This is a genomic window from Burkholderia seminalis (assembly GCF_001718535.1).
In the GTDB taxonomy this organism is placed as follows: domain Bacteria; phylum Pseudomonadota; class Gammaproteobacteria; order Burkholderiales; family Burkholderiaceae; genus Burkholderia; species Burkholderia seminalis.
Genome location: NZ_CP013398.1, coordinates 1,020,145 through 1,039,098 on the forward strand (window position 1 = coordinate 1,020,145; position 18,954 = coordinate 1,039,098).

18 protein-coding genes, 4 tRNA genes and 1 pseudogene are annotated in these 18,954 nt (G+C 65.2%); 10 read left to right on the forward strand and 13 right to left on the reverse strand.

What is annotated here, in order from left to right:
- The first annotated feature begins 109 nt into the window (after nucleotides 1-109).
- From WJ12_RS04585 to WJ12_RS04600, 4 genes are all read left to right on the forward strand, one after another.
- Nucleotides 110-1,033 carry a YicC/YloC family endoribonuclease gene (locus tag WJ12_RS04585; RefSeq protein WP_034187384.1) on the forward strand — a complete coding sequence of 308 codons (924 nt, stop codon included), beginning with the start codon at nucleotides 110-112 and terminating at the stop codon, nucleotides 1,031-1,033.
- A gap of 6 nt (nucleotides 1,034-1,039) precedes the next feature.
- Nucleotides 1,040-1,714: a guanylate kinase gene (gene gmk / locus WJ12_RS04590; protein WP_034187385.1), complete on the forward strand. Its 675-nt coding sequence runs from the start codon at nucleotides 1,040-1,042 to the stop codon at nucleotides 1,712-1,714.
- A 58-nt stretch (nucleotides 1,715-1,772) separates the two neighbouring features.
- On the forward strand, nucleotides 1,773-1,976 hold the full coding sequence (gene rpoZ, locus WJ12_RS04595; RefSeq protein ID WP_006025620.1) for a DNA-directed RNA polymerase subunit omega: 204 nt from the start codon (nucleotides 1,773-1,775) through the stop codon (nucleotides 1,974-1,976).
- A 63-nt stretch (nucleotides 1,977-2,039) separates the two neighbouring features.
- Nucleotides 2,040-4,406, forward strand: a complete 2,367-nt coding sequence (locus WJ12_RS04600) for a RelA/SpoT family protein (protein WP_049032098.1) — start codon at nucleotides 2,040-2,042, stop codon at nucleotides 4,404-4,406.
- Between the two features lie 152 nt (nucleotides 4,407-4,558).
- On the opposite strand, the gene WJ12_RS04605 is transcribed toward WJ12_RS04600, so the two are convergent.
- The 3 genes from WJ12_RS04605 to WJ12_RS04615 form a co-directional block, all read right to left on the reverse strand.
- Nucleotides 4,559-4,635, reverse strand: a tRNA-Arg gene (locus WJ12_RS04605).
- A gap of 61 nt (nucleotides 4,636-4,696) precedes the next feature.
- Nucleotides 4,697-4,773: transfer RNA gene (locus WJ12_RS04610), tRNA-Arg, on the reverse strand.
- 66 nt (nucleotides 4,774-4,839) lie between these two features.
- Nucleotides 4,840-4,916 (reverse strand) — tRNA-Arg (locus tag WJ12_RS04615).
- Between the two features lie 128 nt (nucleotides 4,917-5,044).
- Here WJ12_RS04615 and greB point away from each other — a divergent pair.
- Nucleotides 5,045-5,608 (forward strand): transcription elongation factor GreB, encoded by a 564-nt coding sequence (gene greB / locus WJ12_RS04620; RefSeq protein ID WP_034187387.1) that lies wholly within the window; start codon nucleotides 5,045-5,047, stop codon nucleotides 5,606-5,608.
- Between the two features lie 82 nt (nucleotides 5,609-5,690).
- Here the strand turns inward: greB and WJ12_RS04625 are convergent, their stop codons facing one another.
- Both WJ12_RS04625 and WJ12_RS04630 read right to left on the reverse strand, forming a co-directional pair.
- Nucleotides 5,691-6,836, reverse strand: a complete 1,146-nt coding sequence (locus WJ12_RS04625; RefSeq protein ID WP_059557140.1) for a porin — start codon at nucleotides 6,834-6,836, stop codon at nucleotides 5,691-5,693.
- A gap of 496 nt (nucleotides 6,837-7,332) precedes the next feature.
- On the reverse strand, nucleotides 7,333-7,599 hold the full coding sequence (locus WJ12_RS04630; protein ID WP_034187389.1) for a hypothetical protein: 267 nt from the start codon (nucleotides 7,597-7,599) through the stop codon (nucleotides 7,333-7,335).
- Between the two features lie 393 nt (nucleotides 7,600-7,992).
- Here WJ12_RS04630 and WJ12_RS04635 point away from each other — a divergent pair, with 393 nt between their 5' ends.
- Both WJ12_RS04635 and WJ12_RS04640 read left to right on the forward strand, forming a co-directional pair.
- On the forward strand, nucleotides 7,993-8,196 hold the full coding sequence (locus WJ12_RS04635) for a cold-shock protein (RefSeq protein WP_006476615.1): 204 nt from the start codon (nucleotides 7,993-7,995) through the stop codon (nucleotides 8,194-8,196).
- Between the two features lie 141 nt (nucleotides 8,197-8,337).
- Entirely contained in the window at nucleotides 8,338-9,465 is a 1,128-nt protein-coding gene (locus tag WJ12_RS04640) for an exonuclease domain-containing protein (protein ID WP_034187390.1), read from the forward strand.
- Between the two features lie 24 nt (nucleotides 9,466-9,489).
- Here the strand turns inward: WJ12_RS04640 and WJ12_RS04645 are convergent, their stop codons facing one another.
- Nucleotides 9,490-10,083 carry a chorismate mutase gene (locus tag WJ12_RS04645; protein ID WP_034187391.1) on the reverse strand — a complete coding sequence of 198 codons (594 nt, stop codon included), beginning with the start codon at nucleotides 10,081-10,083 and terminating at the stop codon, nucleotides 9,490-9,492.
- 223 nt (nucleotides 10,084-10,306) lie between these two features.
- Nucleotides 10,307-10,411, reverse strand: a complete 105-nt coding sequence (locus WJ12_RS36315) for a chorismate mutase (RefSeq protein ID WP_162484450.1) — start codon at nucleotides 10,409-10,411, stop codon at nucleotides 10,307-10,309.
- A gap of 240 nt (nucleotides 10,412-10,651) precedes the next feature.
- Between WJ12_RS36315 and WJ12_RS04650 the strand changes: the two genes are divergently transcribed.
- The 3 genes and pseudogenes from WJ12_RS04650 to WJ12_RS04660 form a co-directional block, all read left to right on the forward strand.
- Complete coding sequence (locus WJ12_RS04650; RefSeq protein WP_034187392.1) at nucleotides 10,652-11,041, forward strand: DUF2946 domain-containing protein; 390 nt, start codon at nucleotides 10,652-10,654, stop codon at nucleotides 11,039-11,041.
- Nucleotides 11,042-11,165: 124 nt separating this feature from the next.
- Nucleotides 11,166-13,505 carry a TonB-dependent receptor gene (locus WJ12_RS04655; RefSeq protein ID WP_059557139.1) on the forward strand — a complete coding sequence of 780 codons (2,340 nt, stop codon included), beginning with the start codon at nucleotides 11,166-11,168 and terminating at the stop codon, nucleotides 13,503-13,505.
- 63 nt (nucleotides 13,506-13,568) lie between these two features.
- Nucleotides 13,569-13,828, forward strand: a pseudogene (locus WJ12_RS04660) (TlpA family protein disulfide reductase); the annotation flags it as partial.
- A gap of 79 nt (nucleotides 13,829-13,907) precedes the next feature.
- Here WJ12_RS04660 and WJ12_RS04665 read toward each other — a convergent pair.
- The 6 genes from WJ12_RS04665 to WJ12_RS04690 form a co-directional block, all read right to left on the reverse strand.
- Nucleotides 13,908-14,162 carry a GlsB/YeaQ/YmgE family stress response membrane protein gene (locus WJ12_RS04665; RefSeq protein WP_034187394.1) on the reverse strand — a complete coding sequence of 85 codons (255 nt, stop codon included), beginning with the start codon at nucleotides 14,160-14,162 and terminating at the stop codon, nucleotides 13,908-13,910.
- A gap of 236 nt (nucleotides 14,163-14,398) precedes the next feature.
- Complete coding sequence (locus WJ12_RS04670) at nucleotides 14,399-14,620, reverse strand: hypothetical protein (protein WP_034187395.1); 222 nt, start codon at nucleotides 14,618-14,620, stop codon at nucleotides 14,399-14,401.
- Nucleotides 14,617-16,356 carry an FAD-dependent oxidoreductase gene (locus WJ12_RS04675; RefSeq protein WP_059557138.1) on the reverse strand — a complete coding sequence of 580 codons (1,740 nt, stop codon included), beginning with the start codon at nucleotides 16,354-16,356 and terminating at the stop codon, nucleotides 14,617-14,619. The genes WJ12_RS04670 and WJ12_RS04675 overlap by 4 nt, the downstream gene beginning before the upstream one ends.
- Nucleotides 16,357-16,519: 163 nt before the next feature.
- Nucleotides 16,520-17,329, reverse strand: a complete 810-nt coding sequence (locus tag WJ12_RS04680) for a helix-turn-helix transcriptional regulator (RefSeq protein ID WP_049036565.1) — start codon at nucleotides 17,327-17,329, stop codon at nucleotides 16,520-16,522.
- 170 nt (nucleotides 17,330-17,499) lie between these two features.
- A tRNA-Thr gene (locus WJ12_RS04685) sits at nucleotides 17,500-17,575 on the reverse strand.
- A 206-nt stretch (nucleotides 17,576-17,781) separates the two neighbouring features.
- Complete coding sequence (locus tag WJ12_RS04690) at nucleotides 17,782-18,795, reverse strand: class 1 fructose-bisphosphatase (RefSeq protein ID WP_006485729.1); 1,014 nt, start codon at nucleotides 18,793-18,795, stop codon at nucleotides 17,782-17,784.
- Between the last annotated feature and the right edge of the window lie 159 nt (nucleotides 18,796-18,954).

The window sequence follows — 18,954 nt, forward strand, 5'->3', positions numbered from 1 at the left end:
GTGGTCCGCAAAAATGGGATAATGCGCGCTTCCCGCCCCGCGTTTTCCGATGCGCCGGGCGCCTCGACACATCCCCGCCCGCGAGGGCACCCAGACGGCGAGACGAACCATGATCTACAGCATGACGGGCTACGCGAGCGCGACGCGCGAACTCGCGACGGCCACCGGCAACGGCGGCACCAGCGTGTCGGTCGAACTGCGCACCGTGAACTCGCGCTTCCTCGACCTCAATTTCCGGATGCCGGACGACGTGCGCGCGTGCGAGCCCGCGCTGCGCGAAATGCTGATGAACAAGCTGTCGCGCGGCAAGGTCGACGTGCGCATCAACCTGCAGCGCGGCGAACAGAGCATCGGCGCGGGCGCGCTGAACCAGTCGGCGCTCGGCCAGCTTGCCGATCTCGAGCGTGCGGTGCTCGATTCGTTCCCGGGCGTCGGCCGCCTGCGCGCGGGCGAGATCCTGCGCTGGCCGGGCGTGCTCGCCGAAAGCGGCGTGTCGGCGGAAGCGATCCGCGACGCGGTGCTCGCGTGCGGCAAGGAAGCGATCGGCGAGCTCGTCGTCGTGCGTTCGCGCGAAGGCGCGCAACTGGCGACGATGCTGCTGTCGAACGTCACCGAGATGGAAGCGATCGTCGCGCGCATCACGCCGCTCGTGCCGGAGCTGATCGCCAAGCATCAGCAGAAGATCGTCGAGCGCCTGCAGGAAGCGCTCGGCCTCGCGGCGCCCGAAGGCGGCGCGACGATCGTCACGCGCGAGGAAGCCGCGGAACGCATCCGTCAGGAAGTGACGATGTACGGGATCCGGATCGACATCGCGGAAGAGCTGTCGCGGCTTACCGCGCACCTGAACGAAACGCGTCATGTGATCGAGAAGGGCGGCCGTGTCGGCAAGCGCCTCGACTTCATGATGCAGGAACTGAATCGCGAAGCGAACACGCTCGGCTCGAAGGCGGCGGCGAAGGAACTGGCCGACGCGTCGATGGCGCTCAAGCTGTTGATCGAGCAGATGCGCGAGCAAGTGCAAAACCTGGAGTAACGCAACATGATCCACCCCACTCACGACACGCATACGCTTCACGCGGGTGTCTACCCCGGCAACCTGTTCATGGTCATTGCGCCGTCGGGCGCCGGCAAGTCGACGCTCGTGAATGCGCTGCTGTCGAAGGACCGCGACATCTGCCTGTCGATCTCGTACACGACGCGCAAGCCGCGCCCGAACGAACAGGACGGCCAGCATTACCACTTCACGACCGTCGAGGATTTCCGCGCGCGTCACGCGGCGCATGAATTCCTCGAGAGCGCGGAAGTGCACGGCAACTATTACGGCACGTCGCGCGTCTGGATCGAAGAGCAGATGAAGAGCGGCCACGACGTGCTGCTCGAGATCGACTGGCAGGGCGCGTTGCAGGTGAAGAAGCAGTTCCGCAACGCGGTCGGCATCTTCATCCTGCCGCCGTCGCTCGATGCGCTCGAGGAGCGGCTGAAGAAGCGCGGCCAGGACGAACCGAACGTGATCACGCGGCGCCTGCTGGCTGCCGGCAGCGAGATCGCGCACGCGTCGGAAGCGGAATACGTGGTGATCAACGAGAATTTCGAGCGTGCGCTCGCGGAGCTCGAATGCATCGTCGCCGCGACGCGCCTGCGCTTTGCTTCGCAGTACGCGCGACACACGGAGCTGTTCATCGAGCTCGGCATCCATCTGCCCCACGCGGAATGACGCGGGGGACGAGGGACATAAGGTAGAATAAGGACTATATTCAGAAGGAATTACCAACATGGCTCGCATTACCGTCGAAGACTGCCTGAAGCAAATCCCGAACCGCTTCGAACTGGCGCTCGCCGCCACCTACCGCGCGCGGCAGCTCGCGCAAGGCCATACGCCGAAGATCGAAAGCCGCGACAAGCCGACCGTCGTCGCGCTGCGCGAAATCGCTGCCGGCCAGGTCGGCGTCGAGATGCTGAAGAAGGTGCCGGTGTAACGCGCATCCGGCCCGTTCCAGCCATGTAATCCACGCGCGCAACGACTCGACCTGGAGGCGAATATGAGCACCACCCCATCGTCCGCCTCCGCGGATTCGACCACCGAAGCCACGGCCCAGTCGCCTGCGCGCCAGTACATCGACGCGGTCCTCGAACAGTCCTTCCGGCATCTGTTCGGGCCGACCGCCACTCCGGAGCAGCCGCGCAAGCACGGTGTCGTTTCGATCGCGAAACTGACCACCGTGCTGGCCGAGTATCTCGCCCCGGACGAAATCAAAGAGGTCAAGGCGGCGTTCCACTTCAGCGACGAAGCCCACCTCGGTCAATATCGCCAGAGCGGCGAGCCCTACATCACCCATCCCGTCGCCGTCGCGGAAATCTGCGCCGGCTGGAAGCTCGACGCGCAGGCCGTGATGGCCGCGCTGCTGCACGACGTGATGGAAGACCAGGGCGTGACCAAGAACGAGCTGGCCGAGCGGTTCGGTCCGAAGGTCGCCGAGCTGGTCGACGGCCTGTCGAAGCTCGACAAGATGGAATTCCGCAGCCGCGAGGAAGCGCAGGCGGAAAACTTCCGCAAGATGCTGCTCGCGATGGCGCGCGACGTGCGCGTCATTCTCGTCAAGCTCGCCGATCGCCTGCACAACATGCGCACGCTCGGCGCGGTGCCGATGGAAAAGCGCCGCCGCGTCGCGCGCGAAACGCTCGACATCTACGCGCCGATTGCCCATCGGCTCGGGTTGAACAACACGTATCGCGAGCTGCAGGACATGAGCTTCGCGAACTTCAACCCGCATCGCTACGCGACGCTCGAGAAGGCCGTGAAGGCCGCGCGCGGCAACCGCCGCGAAGTGATCAGCAAGATCCTCGAGGCCGCGCAGCGCGCGATGGCCGACGCGAAGATCGACGCCGAGATCACCGGCCGCGAGAAAACCATCTACAGCGTCTACCGCAAGATGCGCGACAAGCAGCTGTCGTTCTCGCAGGTGCTCGACGTGTACGGTTTCCGCGTGGTCGTCGACAGTCCGCTCGACTGCTACACGTGCATCGGCGCATTGCATGCGCTGTACAAGCCCGTGCCCGGCAAGTTCAAGGACTACATCGCGATCCCGAAGATCAACGGCTATCAGTCGCTGCACACGACGCTCGTCGGCCCGTTCGGCGCGCCGATCGAGTTTCAGGTGCGCACGCGCAAGATGCACGAGATCGCCGAGGCCGGGGTCGCCGCGCACTGGCTGTACAAGAACGGCAGCGCCGATCTCAGCGACGTGCAGAAGCGCGCGCACCAGTGGCTGAAGTCGCTGCTCGACATCCAGAGCGAAGCCGGCGATTCGAGCGAATTCCTCGAGCACGTGAAGATCGACCTGTTCCCCGACGCGGTCTACGTGTTCACGCCGAAGTCGAAGATCATGGCGCTGCCGCGCGGCGCGACGGCACTCGATTTCGCGTATTCGATCCACAGCGATCTCGGCAACCAGTGCGTGGCCGTGAAGATCAACAACGAGCTGCTGCCGCTGCGCACCGAGCTGAAGAGCGGCGACATCGTCGAGGTGATCACCGCGCCGTATTCGAAGCCGAATCCCGCGTGGCTCGGTTTCGTGCGTACCGGCAAGGCGCGTTCGGCGATTCGCCACTACCTGAAGACGATGCGCCTGAACGAGTCCGTCCAGCTGGGCGAGCGGCTCGTCGACCAGAGCCTGAAGGGTTATGGTCTTGCGCTGGCCGACGTCGCGCCGGAAGTGTGGGAGAAGCTCGTGCAGTGGACGGGCAACAAGAGCCGTCAGGAAATTTTCGCGGATATCGGCCTGGGCCGCCGCGTCGCCGCGGTGATGGCCAAGCGCATCGAGGTGCTGATGAGCGGCCGCGACGCGGACGACGATCTGCCGAAGTCCGAGCGGCATGCCGCGCACCATGCGCCGCCGGTCGTGATCACCGGCACCGAAGGGATGTCGGTGCAGTTGTCGGCCTGCTGCCGGCCGATTCCGGGCGACGCGATCATGGGTTACATCGGCATCGGCCTGGGGATGGCGATTCATACGACAGATTGCCGTGTCGCGCAGCGTATCCATCGCCGCGATCCGGGCCGCTGGATCGATGTCGAATGGGCGCCGCAGCCGGGCCGCCTGTTCGATGTCGCGGTGAAGGCGCTCGTGAAGAACACGAAGGGCATCTTCGCGCGTGTTGCGGCGGACATCACGTCGGCCGACGCGAACATCGTGCACATCGCGATGGACGAGGATCTGACGCACGAATCGACGGTGCTGCGCTTCGTGATCCAGGTCAGCGACCGTGTGCACCTCGCGAACGTGATGCGGCGCGTGCGCACCAATCCGGACGTGATGCGGATCATGCGCGAGCGTTCGACCGACGACGGAGCGCATGCGCGCCACGACGGCGGCATGCGCATCGAGCGGGAGCGGCAGGATTACTGACGCGCTCGGTGTGCGGGCGATCGATCGACGGACGGCGGCCAATGGCCGCCGTTTTCATGTCGGCAGCGGTATGAACCTGCGGCAACGCGCGCGAGGGAAGAGGGGCGGCGGAAAAGAAAAAAGGGCTTTCCCGAAGGAAAGCCCTTTTAAGGTGGCGCGGCTGGCAGGATTCGAACCCACGACCCCTTGGTTCGTAGCCAAGTACTCTATCCAACTGAGCTACAGCCGCACGCAAAACGGTACTGCTTCAACTGTCGGAACCTTCTGCGATGGGAAGGCCCCCAAAAAAGTGGCGCGGCTGGCAGGATTCGAACCCACGACCCCTTGGTTCGTAGCCAAGTACTCTATCCAACTGAGCTACAGCCGCACGCAAAACAAAACTTCTACTGCTTCGAACTGAAAGGGCCTTCGGTTGGGAAGGCCCTCGAAAAAGTGGCGCGGCTGGCAGGATTCGAACCCACGACCCCTTGGTTCGTAGCCAAGTACTCTATCCAACTGAGCTACAGCCGCACGCAGAAGCGAAATTATAGCAGGGTTGTATAAAAAGGGAAGCCTTATTCGCGAATTAGGCGGCATGGCCTTCGCGGCGGCCCTTCGTGTACCCTTGGAGCATCAGTCATCCACGTTGAACCCGCATCATGAACAAGGCGTTTGTCAAAGAGTCGGACGGTGACGACGACGATCTCGACCAGGCTCAACCCGCGATTCCGGCGGGGGCGAAGAACTACATCACGCCGGCCGGCCACAAGCGGCTGAGGGACGAGCTGCTGAACCTGATCGACGTCGAGCGCCCCGAGGTCGTGCGGCTCGTGTCGTGGGCCGCGTCGAACGGCGACCGGTCGGAGAACGGCGACTACATCTACGGCAAGCGGCGGCTGCGCGAGATCGATCGCCGCATTCGCTTCCTGACGAAGCGGCTCGACCTCGCCGAAGTCGTCGACGCGAGCCGGCAGGAGAATGTCGACCAGGTGTTCTTCGGCGCAACGGTCGATTACGAGACGCCGGATGGCGTGGATCACACGATCACGATCGTCGGGATCGACGAGGTCGATCTCGACCATGGCTGCGTCAGCTGGATCTCGCCGGTCGCACGTGCGCTGATCAAGGCGAAGATCGGCGATACCGTCACGCTGATGACGCCGGCCGGCCCGCAGCCGATCGACATACTCGACGTCCGCTATCCGGCGCAGGGCACCGCCTGAGCCACGGCCCGCGCGCACGGCGCGGCAACGAAAAAGCGCCCCGGCGGGGCGCTTCGTCATCCGGCTTGCGGGCGGGTTTCGCTCAGAAGCGGTGGCGCATGCCGGCCGTGACCGCGATCTGCTTGTTGGTCGAGGAGGCGGCGCCGAGCCCGTTGATGTTGGCACCGAGGTCGAGGCCGTCGTTGTTGACCTTCTGGAACTCACCCTGCAGATAGACGTCGGTGCGCTTCGACAGCGCATAGTCGGCCTGCAGGTTGAACTGGTGCCAGGTCGGCTTGTCGCCGGCCAGGCGGCCCTGCGTGTACGTGTACGAGCCGGCGAGCGACAGGGCCGGCGTCAACGCGTAACGGCCGTTGACTTCATAGTTGCTGAAGCGCGCGGTGCCGCCGAGGCCCGTGATGCCGCCGGACACGCCGGATTGCCCCGCGCTGATCGCGCGAATGCCGGTCAGGCGCGTCTGCGTGAACACGAAGCCGACCGTGGCGGGGCCGAAGCCGTAATTCAGGCCGGCCCCCCAGGTGCGCTGCACGCGCGACGCGAAGGTCCAGTCGCCGGTCACCGCGCCCGGATCGGATGCGGCCTGCGCGAGCGCGTTCACGTCGCTGTTCAGCTGCAAGTAGGCCGCGGCGAAGTTGAACCCCAGGTAGCTGTACGACACGCCGCCGCTATACGCGCGATTGTTCGCGAACGCCGTCGAGTTCGAGAACCCGTACAACGCGCCGAACTTGAGGCCGCCGTAGTTCGCGCTCTGGTACTTGACCGAATTGTTGATCCGGAACGAATTGTTCAGGTTGTCGTTGTCGAACGGGTGCGCGAACTGCGTGCCGCCATATTGCGTGCCGGTCAGCGACAGCGGCCCAAGGTAGTCGACGACGCTGTCGTATTGCCGGCCCAGTGTCAGCGAACCGTAGCTGTCGTTCGCGAGGCCGACGAACGCTTGCCGGCCGAACTCGCGTCCGTTCTGCTTCAGCGCGCCGTTGTTGATGCCGAAACCGTTTTCCAGTGTGAAGATCGCCTTCAGGCCGCCGCCGAGATCCTCGGTGCCGCGCAAGCCCCACCGGCTGCCGTTGACCGAGCCGCTCGTTTCCTGCCAGGCGCTGTGACCGCCCTGATTGTTCGTATAGGTGATGCCTGCGTCGATCAGGCCGTATAGCGTCACGCTGCTTTGTGCGTGTGCGGCGGTAACGAATACACCCGACAACGCGGTGACGATCAGGATTTTTTTCATGGATCTGTCTCCAAACAGGATGATGTCGATCGAACCTGCTGCCGGACCGGGCTGATGTGCGTGACGCTGTGACCGGCAGAGCGGCGGTGCGCTTGTCAGAAAGCCATCTGCAGTGTACGGAGTGCGTGAAGCGGGGGAGGGTGACGCTTTAAGCAATAATGTATTTTGGAATCCGCAAAGATCGTGGGATGCGCGTAAACGGTTGCACATCAAGGGTTTGCGGCGGTGCAGCGAAGAAAAATGGCGTTCAGGACTCCGTAACGGGCGTTGCGCGATCGCGACACCCGGTCAGCGGCCGGCGAGGGAGGCCGTAGCGCGATTATTGACACATCGGCAATAGAGGTTTGTGTGGAGCATGGCTAATGAAAGGTTGTTCTCTCGCTATACTGCGATCTCTGCTTTCCGAAGCAGACTTTTTCGTTGACGGAAAAGATCTCCAAACCTTTGTCGGCGCGACTTCCCAGTCGCGCTTTTTTTTGCCCCGCCGGTCCGTGCGCTACTGCGCGTACGAGCGCCGCTTGCGCTTGGGCGCAGGCGCGGCTTCCTCGGCATCGGTCGGCGGCGGTGTATAGGTCCAGTCTTCCATCACGTAGTGACGGGCATCCAGTGGCGAGGCGAGCAGGTTCTGCCAGTGGTCGCCGTGCCAGGTCGTATCGAATTCGGTGTCGCACGGCGCTTCGCGCGCGGACTCGGCCAGGGCGCGGGACTTGCGGCGTACGCGTCCGAGCCGGCTCGCGAAGCGCTTGATTCCGTCCAGCCACATGACCCTCTCCTTCCTGTCGGCGTGGTGTCAGCATCTCAACGTCCCCGGATTTTCGCAACCCGGAAAAAACCCGAGGGATTTACCGAGCTGATTTGTCCCCGGTAGGAATTTCATCGTCGGGATTATCGTCGATCCGTTCCCGGTAATATTGACAGGTTTTTGATGCGAATCAATTAATCAAAGGCGGTGGTGTACCGATTCCAGTGGTATTAGCGCTTTTTCGATAAAACTAACGTCAAAAATCTTCTTGACGCGCCCGGATTGTCCAATTTATAAAGTCAGCACTCCGTCCTCGGGCGGCGTGCTGGTGCAGGTGCTGGCGCAATGTTTCGGGATTTCGGGAAACGGCTATAAAAATAGCTTTTTTGATCTAATCGAGTGGGGAACGAAGACATGGATACCGGTATCGTGAAATGGTTTAACGATGCTAAAGGTTTTGGTTTTATTACGTCGGACAATGGTGGTGAAGATTTGTTTGCGCACTTTTCCGAAATCCGGATGGACGGCTTCAAGACGCTGAAGGAAAACCAGCGTGTTTCGTTCGACGTCAAAGTCGGGCCGAAAGGCAAGCAGGCAGCGAATATCCAGGCGGTCTGACGCGCCACGCATTGCCGATCACGTCCGGCCCCCGCATCGCGGGGGCTTTTTGTTTTCCGGGGACGAATCGCTTCGGTCCGCGCTGGCCGTGGCCATGCTTGCCGGTGCATACTCACGGAAGCATCGTTTTCCTGTCTTTTCATGTCTGATTCTCGTCCGTCCGATCCCGCCAGCGAACAACCGCTCGTCTTCGTCGACCTCGAAACCACCGGCGGCTCGCCCGCCGAGCACCGCATCACCGAAATCGGCGTGGTCGAAATCGGTCCGCTTGGCGTGTCGACGTGGACGAGCCTCGTCAATCCCGAGCAGGCGATTCCGCCGTTCATCCAGCAACTGACGGGCATTTCGGATGCGATGGTGCGCGACGCGCCGTCGTTCGCGTCGCTCGCGCCGGCGCTGTTCGAGCGGCTCGACGGCAAGCTGTTCGTCGCGCACAACGCGAGTTTCGATCGCGGTTTCCTGCGCGCCGAATTCGAGCGCGCCGGCTTGGCGTTCAATCCCGATGTGCTGTGTACGGTCCGGCTGTCGCGCGCGCTGTTCCCGCGCGAATCGCGGCACGGGCTCGACGCGTTGATCGAGCGGCACGGTCTCGTTCCGGCTGCGCGCCACCGCGCGCTGGCGGATGCCGATCTGCTGTGGCAGTTCTGGCGCCAGTTGCACGACATCGTGCCGCTCGAGCGGTTGCGCGACCAGATCGCGCGCACGACGCGCCACTTCCGCCTGGGCGGCGATCTGACCGAGGCGTGGCTCGACACCGCGCCTGCCGGCTGCGGCGCCTATGCGTTGTTCGGGGAGGGCGACGCGCCGCTGTATGTGGGCCGAAGCGTGAGGGTGCGGCAGCGGCTGCGCGCGCTGCTGACCGGCGAGCGCCGTTCGTCGAAGGAGATGCGGCTGGCCCAGCAGGTGCGGCGCGTCGAATGGCGCGAGACCGGCAACGAACTGGGCGCGATGCTGGCGGAAGCGCAATGGATCGCCCAACTGCGGCCGTCGTACAACCGGCGCCCCGCGGCCGATGGCGTGCGTGGCGGCAATGCGCACTGGCCGTTCGACGGCGCCGTTGCGTTCGAGGCGAACGGCGAGCGCCGCCTGTTGCATGTGATCGACGGCTGGCGCTACCTCGGCACGGCCGAATCGCTCGATGCGGCCGCGCGGCTCGCCGCCGAGGCGGCGGACGGCACGTTCGAACCCTTTACCCATCGCCTGCTGCAGACGCATCTCGCGCGCGGGCTGCAACTGATTCCGCTCGCCGCGCTCACGCCGGCAGGTTGAGGGGGGCGCGCGGCGCCGGCCGCGTCAGCCGATCGCGCTGGCGCCGCCGGCCGAGCAGACGTGCGACAGCGCGGTGTCGAGTGCCTGTGTCTGCTTCGAATCGTAGCGCGTCAGCGTTTTCCAGTTCGTGATGCTGCGCGCGAGGCGTGCCTGGCAATCAGGCGCATTGCGCAGCGGCGCGACCTGCGCGAGGCCCGCGAGCATTTTCTGCGTCAGCTGGTCGAGCGCCGGGCGCGTGCTGGTCGCGAGGTCGGGCGGTGTGCCCTCGGGCGGCCGCGTCGTGCGCCAGGTCGCGAACAGTGCGTTCTGCACGTCCTTGCTCGCGGTGATCTGGTCCTCGAAGAACGTCCGTGCGAATGCCGGATCGACGCCGGCTTGCGTCGCGCGCTTTTCGACCGACGCAAGCAGGGCTGCTTCGCGCGGCGGGTCCTCGATCGCCTTCTGATTCGCCCACTTCCACCGCGCGACCGGTTCGGCGAGCGCGAGGCGTTGCGACGCGAGTGCGACGAGGTTGGTGAGCGCGGTGTCGTCGCCGTCGGCGCGGGCAATGTGAGGCGACGAAAAGAGGGCGACACCGAGCGCGGCGACAGCGACGCTGGCACGAATGGCTTGCTTCATCGGAATGATCGGAGGAGCCGGGCGGACCGGAGGTGGAAAACCAGAAGGATAGACGAAGACAGTCGCGCGGCGTAGCGACGCGACAGAAGAATCAGCAGGCGAGCTGATCCGGCACCGTCTGGCTGTTGCGGCCCGGGTGCGAGGCGAATGGCGCGCGATGCGCAGTGATGAACCGCACGATAGCGATGATCGACACGTGGCGGTTACAGAACCGGACAGGCGTTCACTTCGGCGAGTACAGCTTGTGCTGCTCGTCGAAGAATGCCCGCACGTGCTCGGGCAATTCGGCGAGGAATTCCACGCCGACGGGTTCCGGATCCGGGCTCATCACTTGCTCGGGCGGTGGCATGCGAGTGGGTCTTTCGTCCATGGTCATTTCTCCAGCAGGTTCGATGATTATCAACCTCGTGCTTGGATTTATGCCAGTGGCGAATCGTTAGATTTTGTCTCTGTTGTATTAACGGCACATGCGCTGCGGCGCGAGGTGTGATGGCCGCTATTGCCTCCTGCGCATTCAGCAACAATCGGGTCGCTTGTTATACTTGCGCGCACTTTTTCCTGGACCGCGATGAGACGAACGACGCGATGGATCGGCCTCGTATGGCTGGCGCTGGTACTGAACGTACTGTCGCCCGTCGTCGGCTACGCGCGTCTTGCGTCGAGCGGTTCGGGCGCGCTCACGCTCGAGTTGTGCAGTGCAGCGGGCGCGCGCCAGGTCGTACTCGCCCAAGCGGGCGACGACCGCGACACGTCGTCGTTCGACCATGCCGGCGTGCCGCACTGCGTGTACTGCCCGGGCTTCGCGGCGAATCTCGCGCTCGGCACGCGCCTGCCCGACATGCCGGGCTTCGTGCGGACGTTCGCGTATCGCGTGGCCGCGCCGGCCGTTCCCGATTTTCCCCGCAAGCGCATTCGTCTCGCGCAGCCGCGGGCCCCGCCTGAAAACGTCCCGATCTGATTGATGTCGTGCGCGCCCCGGCGGCGCGCGTGCCGTCCGCGGCCCGGTCCGCGCGCCGCGTCGTGCGTGCGCGGCGCGCGCGTGTGCCCGGCGGTGCCCGATCACGTTTTCAGGAATTCACTTCATGTCGTTTACCCACGTCGCGCGGTTGCCGCGCGGCCGGCTCGCGCTCGCATGCGCGGCCGCTTTTGCGTGGCCCGCCGCGCACGCCGCATCGCCGGTCGATGCGCCCGCCGATTCTTCCCCCGGTGGCGTCGAGCGCCCGGCCAGCGCCGCCGTGCCGCCGGCACCGGCCGGCGACACGCTGACCGCCGTCAACGTGACCGCCCAGCGGCAGCCGGTCGATCCGGATACGCCGGCCGTCGTCACGTCGATCACGCGCGAGCAGATCGAGTCGCATACCAACGTCACCACCGAGGACGCGCTGAAGTACGCGCCGAACCTGATGGTCCGCAAGCGCTATATCGGCGACCGCAACAGCGTGTTCGCGGGCCGCGACTTCAACGAACTGCAGAGCGCACGCGGGCTCGTGTACGCGGACGGCGTGCTGCTTTCGAACCTGCTCGGGTCGAGTTATGCGTACCCGCCGCGCTGGTCGCTGATTCCGCCTGACGACATCGCACGCGTCGACGTGCTCTACGGCCCCTTTTCCGCGCTGTATCCCGGCAACGCGATCGGCTCGACGGTGCTGCTCACGACGCGGCGCCCGGACAAGCTCGAGGCATCGCTGTCGACGCAATTCTTCACGCAGCGCTATCACGACGGCTACGGATTCGCGGACAGCTTCGGCGGCAATCATCAGACCGCGCGGATCGCCGACCGCGTCGGCCGGTTCTGGTTCGCGCTGTCGCTCGACCGGCTCGAGAACAACGGTCAGCCGATGCAGTATGCGAGTCCCAATTCGGCCTACACCCCGAAGCTGGGCGTCGCCGTACCCGTCACGGGTGCCGCGACCGACATCGGGCCGAACGGCAAGCCGCGGACGATCGTCGGCGCGCAGACGATCGAGCGGACCGAGCAGCTCAACGAGACGGTCCGGATGGGCTACGCGTTAACCGACCGCGTCGATGCGACGCTCACGCTCGGGCATTGGGAGAACCATTACCGGCAGCACGGCGAAACCTTCCTGCGCGACGCGGCCGGCAACCCGGTCTACGGCGGCAACGTGTCGATCGGCGGGCGGAACATGACCGTCGCGCCGAACGCGTTCGCGCCGCAACGCGGCGACCAGGAGAACTGGCTGTACGCGCTGGGCCTGAACGGCCGGCTCGATTCGGGCTGGCGGCTGTCGGGCGTCGTGTCCGCGTACGACGTGTCGCGCGACGTGCTGCGCGCGGCCTCGACCGTGCAGGGCGGGGCGGGCACGCTGTTCCAGGGCGACGGCACCGGCTGGCGCACGCTCGACCTGAAGGCCGAGGCGCCGGCAGTGAAGGGCCACACGTTCACGTTCGGTTACCACTACGACAACTACTTCCTGCGCAACGTCACGTACAACACGGCCGACTGGCTGGCCGGGCCGACCACGTCGCTCGCGAGCGTCTATCGCGGCGACACGCGCACGCAGGCGCTGTTCGGGCAGGATGCGTGGCGCTTCGCGCCGGGCTGGCTCGCGACGCTCGGGTTGCGCTACGAGCGCTGGGATGCTTACGGCGGCGCGCTCGGCAACGCGGGCGGCACGCTCGGTTATGCGGATCGCGGCGCGAACGCGCTGTCGCCGAAGGTTGCGCTGCAATGGGACGCGACGGACGTGTGGCGCTTCCGGCTGTCGTTCGCGACCGGCACGCGGTTCCCGACCGTCGGCGAGCTGTTCCAGGGCACGATCTCGAACAATGCGATCGTCAACAACAACCCGAACCTGCGGCCGGAAAAGGCGATCGACTGGGACTTCACGGCCGAGCGCGACGTCGGTGTCGGCGTCGTGCGCGCGAGCGTGTTCCAGAGCGACCTGCGCGATTCGATCTACAGCCAGACGACCGTGTCGGGCGCGACGACCGTCACCAACGTCTCGAACGTCGACCGCGTGCGCGTACGCGGCATCGAGCTCGCGTTCAGCGGCGAAAACGTCGGGCTGAGGGGGCTCGCGATCGACGCGAACGTATCGGCCAGCAATGCGCAGATCCTCGCCGATGCCGCGAATCCTGCCTACGTCGGCTCGCGCTTCCCGCGCATTCCGCGCATGCGCGCGAACCTGCTGGCGTCCTATCGCTTCGACGAGCACTGGCTCGCGAGCGTCGGCGTGCGCTACTCGGGCCGCCAGTTCAACACGCTCGACAACAGCGATGTGAATCCGGACGTGTACGGCGGCACGAGCTCGTTTACGGTCGTCGACCTGAAGGCGCGCTATCGCCTCGATCGTCACTGGACCGCATCGCTCGGCATCGACAACCTGACGGATCGCCGCTACTACGTGTTCCATCCGTATCCGGGCCGTACCTTCTACGGAGAACTGAAATGGTCGCTGTGAAGTCGTTCGCGGCGTTGTCTCCGGCGGGTGCGACGTGTTCCATTCGCGCATCGGGTCGCGTGACAGCGCCTTCATCCGGACGGGTAGCTCGCGATGGTCGTGATGGATGCGTACGACGACAACGGTGCGGCGCTCGCGTAAGCGCTCGCGCGATATGCGCACGCGGAACCGGTGCCCGAGCGTTTGCGCGCGGCACTGGATGCGGGATGGCGGGGGACATGCCGCGCACCGTGTGGATCGGGCGCGATCGTGCACGCGAAGCGCGCAGCGGGGTGTTGACGACCGACGTGCTCGACGGCGAGTTGCAGCACGCGAAGCGGTGATCGAACGGGCGGCGCGCGGCAAACGGGCCGCGCGCCGGCCTGATGCGAAAACGCGCCCGAAGGCGCGTGGAGAGAAGCGTCAGGCCGCTCGTTTGAATAGCCGGATCACGAACAGCAGGATCACCGCACCGACGACCGCGACGATCACCGAGCCGATGAAGCCGCTGCCGACGCTGATGCCGAGTACTCCGGCGAGCCAGCCGCCGATCACCGCGCCGACGATCCCGACGATGATGTCGACGATCAGTCCGAAGCCGCCGCCTTTCACGAGCAGCCCGGCAAGCCAGCCGGCGATCGCGCCGATGATGAGCCACATAATCAAGCCATGAGTCATGGTGGTCCTCTCCTTGGGTTGAGTCGAAATGACCGGGCAACGGCTGTCGTGTGCCGCAAGCTGGATGAAAGCGGCATGCGACCCGCCGCGCCGCCCACGCAATGTAACGCGATAGACGGGTCAGGATCGTTAAGTAATGTTATGCACCCTTAAGCGGATTTTCCAGCGGAATTCGTCTGGCTGCGATGCATCATGAAATGAATATGTAAGAAATGGGTGGGGACGGACCTGGCCGGTCAGGCGTCCCGCTGTCCGCGTGCCGCCACCGGAACGTTTGCATCGGGCAGCCCTTCGCCAGCATCGGCGATCAGTCGTGCGACGATCGCGGGATCGGCTATCGTCTCAATCGACAGGAGTGCGAAGCGGGCGAGAAAAAGCGGTGCGTCGGTTTCACCGATCCGCGTCATCGTGCGGCACAGGTCGGTGTAGAGCGTGTCGCGTTCGATATCCGTGATCATGCGGTCTCCTGAAGGTCGGTCTCGGTTGACGTGGGCGGGTGGAGCGCGCGTTCGAGCGCGGCGGCGAGATCGTCGGCGCGCGCGTCGTGCCAGCGGCCGAGTACGTGCCCGTCCGGTCGCACGAGATAGACGGTGCCGTCGCGTGCGCCGTACAGGTCGAACAGCCGGCCGTCGTCGTCATGGCCGGCGCAGGCCGGGTGTCGCGGCCCCGCCTGGCGTGCGAGCGTGACGAGCGTGAACGGCACGTGCGCATCCTGCACGCGCCGCTCGAGATCGGCGAGCGACGGATCGGGCACGCCATCGCGCGTGAAGCAGAACGCGGTGAAGCGCGGCGCGACGAGATCGGTCAGGTGGCCGCTGCGCGTGCCGCCGCCGAGTGGCGCGTACAGCGTCAGCGGACATTCGACGAGTACCGTGCCGGGCGCCGGGCCGGCCGCGAACGTGTCGCGCTCGGTGGCATTCAGCGGCGACTTCGCATACGCGATAGCCGATGTCTGGCGCGGGTTGATCAGCGAACGCAGTGCCGGATGCCGGCGCGCGAGCGTCAGCACGGCCTTGCGCATCAGTTCGAAGGCAAACGACGGCGGCGCCATGAACTCGGTGCTCTTCGTGCCGTAACGCAGGTTCTCGTGCGTCGCGAACACGCGTTCGTCCGAGTAGCTGTCGAGCAGTGCGTCCGACGCGATGCCGCGCAGCACGTACGCGAGTTTCCACGCGAGGTTGTCGGCATCGTCGATGCCCGAATTCGCGCCGCGCACGCCGAAGATCGGCACGAGGTGCGCGGCGTCGCCGCAGAACAGCACGCGGTCGTGCCGGTAGCGTTCGAGCGTCAGTGCGTTCGCCTTGTAGATCGTGATCCAGATCGGCGACCATGGGCCGCGCTCGCCCATCATGTCGAGCAGGTTCTGCACGCGGGGGATCACGTGCTCGGGCTTCACGGCCGCGTCGGCATCCTCGTCGTCGCGCAACTGGTAGTCGATCCGCCACACGTTGTCGGGCTGCTTGTGGACGAGCACCGTCGAGCCCGGGTTCGACGACGGATCGAAGTACGCGAGGCGCTCGGTCGGCCGGTTGCTGTCGAGCGCGATGTCGACGATCACATAGCGGCCCTCGTAGCGCGTGCCGCGGAGCGACAGACCGAGCGCGTCGCGCATCGTGCTGCGTCCGCCGTCGCATGCGACGACCCAGTCGGCGTCGAGCGCGTAGCCGCCGAGCGGCGTGTCGACGTCCAGGCGTACGCCGTCCGGTTGTCGCGTGACGCCGGTGACCTTCGTCTGCCAGCGGATCTCGATGAAATCGGCGCGGCGTCGCGCGGCGTCCAGCAGGAACTGCTCGATGTGATACTGCGCGAGGTTCACCATCGGCGGCAGCTTCTGGTTCTCGTCCTGCGGCATCGTGAAGTGCAGCACTTCGTCGTCGCGATGGAAACTGCGTCCGCCGGTCCATGGCAGCCCGGTGCGCAGGAAATCGTCGAGCGCGCCGAGCCGTTCGATGATCTCGAGGCTGCGGCGCGAAATGCAGATCGCGCGGCTGCCGTGACAGACCGAATCGTCGGCTTCGATCAACACGCTGCGAATGCCGTGATTCGCGAGGCCGAGCGCGACGGCGAGGCCCACGGGGCCGCCGCCGACGATCGCGACGCGATGCCGGTGCGTATCGATGCCGTCGACGCAGTCCGGCAGATGCGCGGAATGGCGCGCGGCGACGAACGGATAGGGTTTGAACGCGATGGTCATCGTTGGCTTCCACGATGGTCTGACTCGACGTGCGCGCATCGGCGATGCGATGGGCAACGGGTCGATGCAGTATGGAAGCCGGGCGTGTCGCCGTTGTCCCCATTTCGGGTACGGCGGGCCCGGCAGGCGTGGCCGCGCTACGTTCGTCGCGAACCGAAACGGGTCAGGGCTGCATGCACAGCGCAAACAGTTCGCGCTGGCTCGAAATGCCGAGGCGCCGATACGCGCGCTTCTGATAGGTGACGACGCTCGATGCCTTCACGCCGATCGTCTCGCCGATCTCGCGCGCGGTCTGGCCTTCGAGCATGCCGCGCAGCACGTCGAGTTCGCGCTTGGACAGTTCGGGGCACGCATGGCGCAATCGCGCGAGCATCCGTTGCGGGATGCCGACCTGCGTCGCGCCGGCGAGTGCGTAGTGATGCTTCGCCGCCTGCGCGATCAGCGGCGCGAGCGTTTCGATCGCCGCGATCTCGCGCGGCTGGAACGCGCCGCTGCGATGGGCGCGGTACAGGTTGATCGACAGCCACGTCGCATCGTCGGGCTGCACCAGCAGCGCCAGCCGGTCGGATACGTCGGGGCCGCGATAGCATGCCGCGCGATACGCTTCGTGAGCGATCTCGTCGCCCGCTTGCTGATGCAGCAGCAGGTCGTGGCGGTGCGTGCCGCGATGGGCGGCCGATACGATCGGCTGGTTGCCGTCGAGTGCGTAGAAGTGCCGTGCGTAGGTGTCGGCGACGTCGCGCAGGTAGCGGCCGCCGCGATGATCGGCAACCGACATCGTGCGCGGGCGATTGCCGAATTCGTACGCGAAGATCGTGCATTGCGTGATCGACAGCGCAGCGTCGAACAGCTTCAGGACTTCGGCTGCGAACGCGTTCGCCTCGTGGCCGCCGATCGCGGCGACGAGACGCGTCGCGCGGGAGATATCCAGCTGCGCGTTGAGAGTCGGTCGCTCGAGACGCCAGGTGCGCATGAGGCGGGGAAGAGGGCGGAGTGGTCCGGCGATTGTAATCGGCGGCACGCGGTGCGTGAGTCGGGGGATGCCCGCAAGCGGGGCGGATACGGATACCGGATGGGCGCACGATTTCGGCGCCGGAAAAGAGAAAAGGCCTGACAAGCGATGCTTGTCAGGCCTTTATGTCTTGGTGCCGGAGATAGGAGTCGAACCTACGACCTTCGCATTACGAATGCGCTGCTCTACCAACTGAGCTACACCGGCAGCAGAGAAATGAAATTATATGGTCAAATCCGAGATCTTGGCAATAGGTTTTGCGAACTTTTTTTCAGCTTGCTGCTGCTGTTTCGCGAAACCCTCGATCCGGCGGACTGCCCGCTTTCACTTCACTGTGATGCGGCCGGTCAGGGCCACATCAAGAGGCGAGATTGTACTTGCGCATCACGCCTCCGTCCAGTGCTGCAGTGCAATTATTTTGCTTCGTCGTGATAGCCGGTGACGCGCTCGACTTCGTTCTTCGAGCCGAGGAACACGGGCACGCGCTGGTGCAGGCCCGTCGGCTGCACTTCCATGATGCGCTGCGTGCCGGTCGTCGCGGCGCCGCCCGCCTGTTCGACGATGAACGACATCGGGTTCGCTTCGTACATCAGGCGCAGCTTGCCCGGACGATCGGGCGTGCGCTTGTCCGCCGGGTACATGAAGATGCCGCCGCGGTTCAGGATCCGGTGCACGTCGGCAACCATCGAGGCGATCCAGCGCATGTTGAAGTTGTCGCCGCGCGGGCCGTCCTTGCCGGCGTTCAGTTCGTCGACGTAGCGCTTGACCGGGTCGTACCAGTGGCGCGCGTTCGACGCGTTGATCGCGTATTCGCGCGTGTCGGCCGGGATCTGCATGTTGCTTTGCGTGAGCACCCACGAGCCGACTTCGCGGTCGAGCGTGAAGCAGTTCACGCCGTTGCCGGTCGTCAGCACGAACACCGTCTGCGGGCCGTAGACGGCGTAGCCGGCCGCAACCTGCTGCGTGCCGGGTTGCAGGAACGATTCTTCGGTCGCCTGCTTGCCGTCCGGGCAGCGCAGCACCGAGAAGATCGTGCCGATCGACACGTTCACGTCGATGTTCGACGAGCCGTCGAGCGGATCGAACACGAGCAGGTATTCGCCGCGCGGGTAGTTCGCCGGGATCGGGAAGAACGTTTCCATTTCTTCCGATGCCATCGCGGCGAGATTGCCGCCCCACTCGTTTGCGTCGAGCAGGATTTCGTTCGACAGGATGTCGAGCTTTTTCTGCACCTCGCCCTGGACGTTCTCGCTGCCGGCGGTGCCGAGCGCTTCACCGAGCGCGCCCTTCGACACGTTGTAGCTGATCGCCTTGCACGCACGTGCGACGACTTCGATCAGCAGGCGCAGGTCGGCGGGAAGGTTGTTGGTCTCACGTTGCTGTTCGATCAGGAACTTCGACAGCGTGGTGCGGCGGGCAATGGACATGACAGACTCCGAAAGGCCAAAGAATCCTTGAATGGCCGCAATTTTACCTGTCACGCTTCCCGCGCCGCCGGCTTTTTTCGTCCGGTTACATCGCCGGGCGGCCGAGCCGGCCCGGTTTCCGGCGGCGGAGGGGTGCGCGGTGCGTACCGGCGCGGCGGC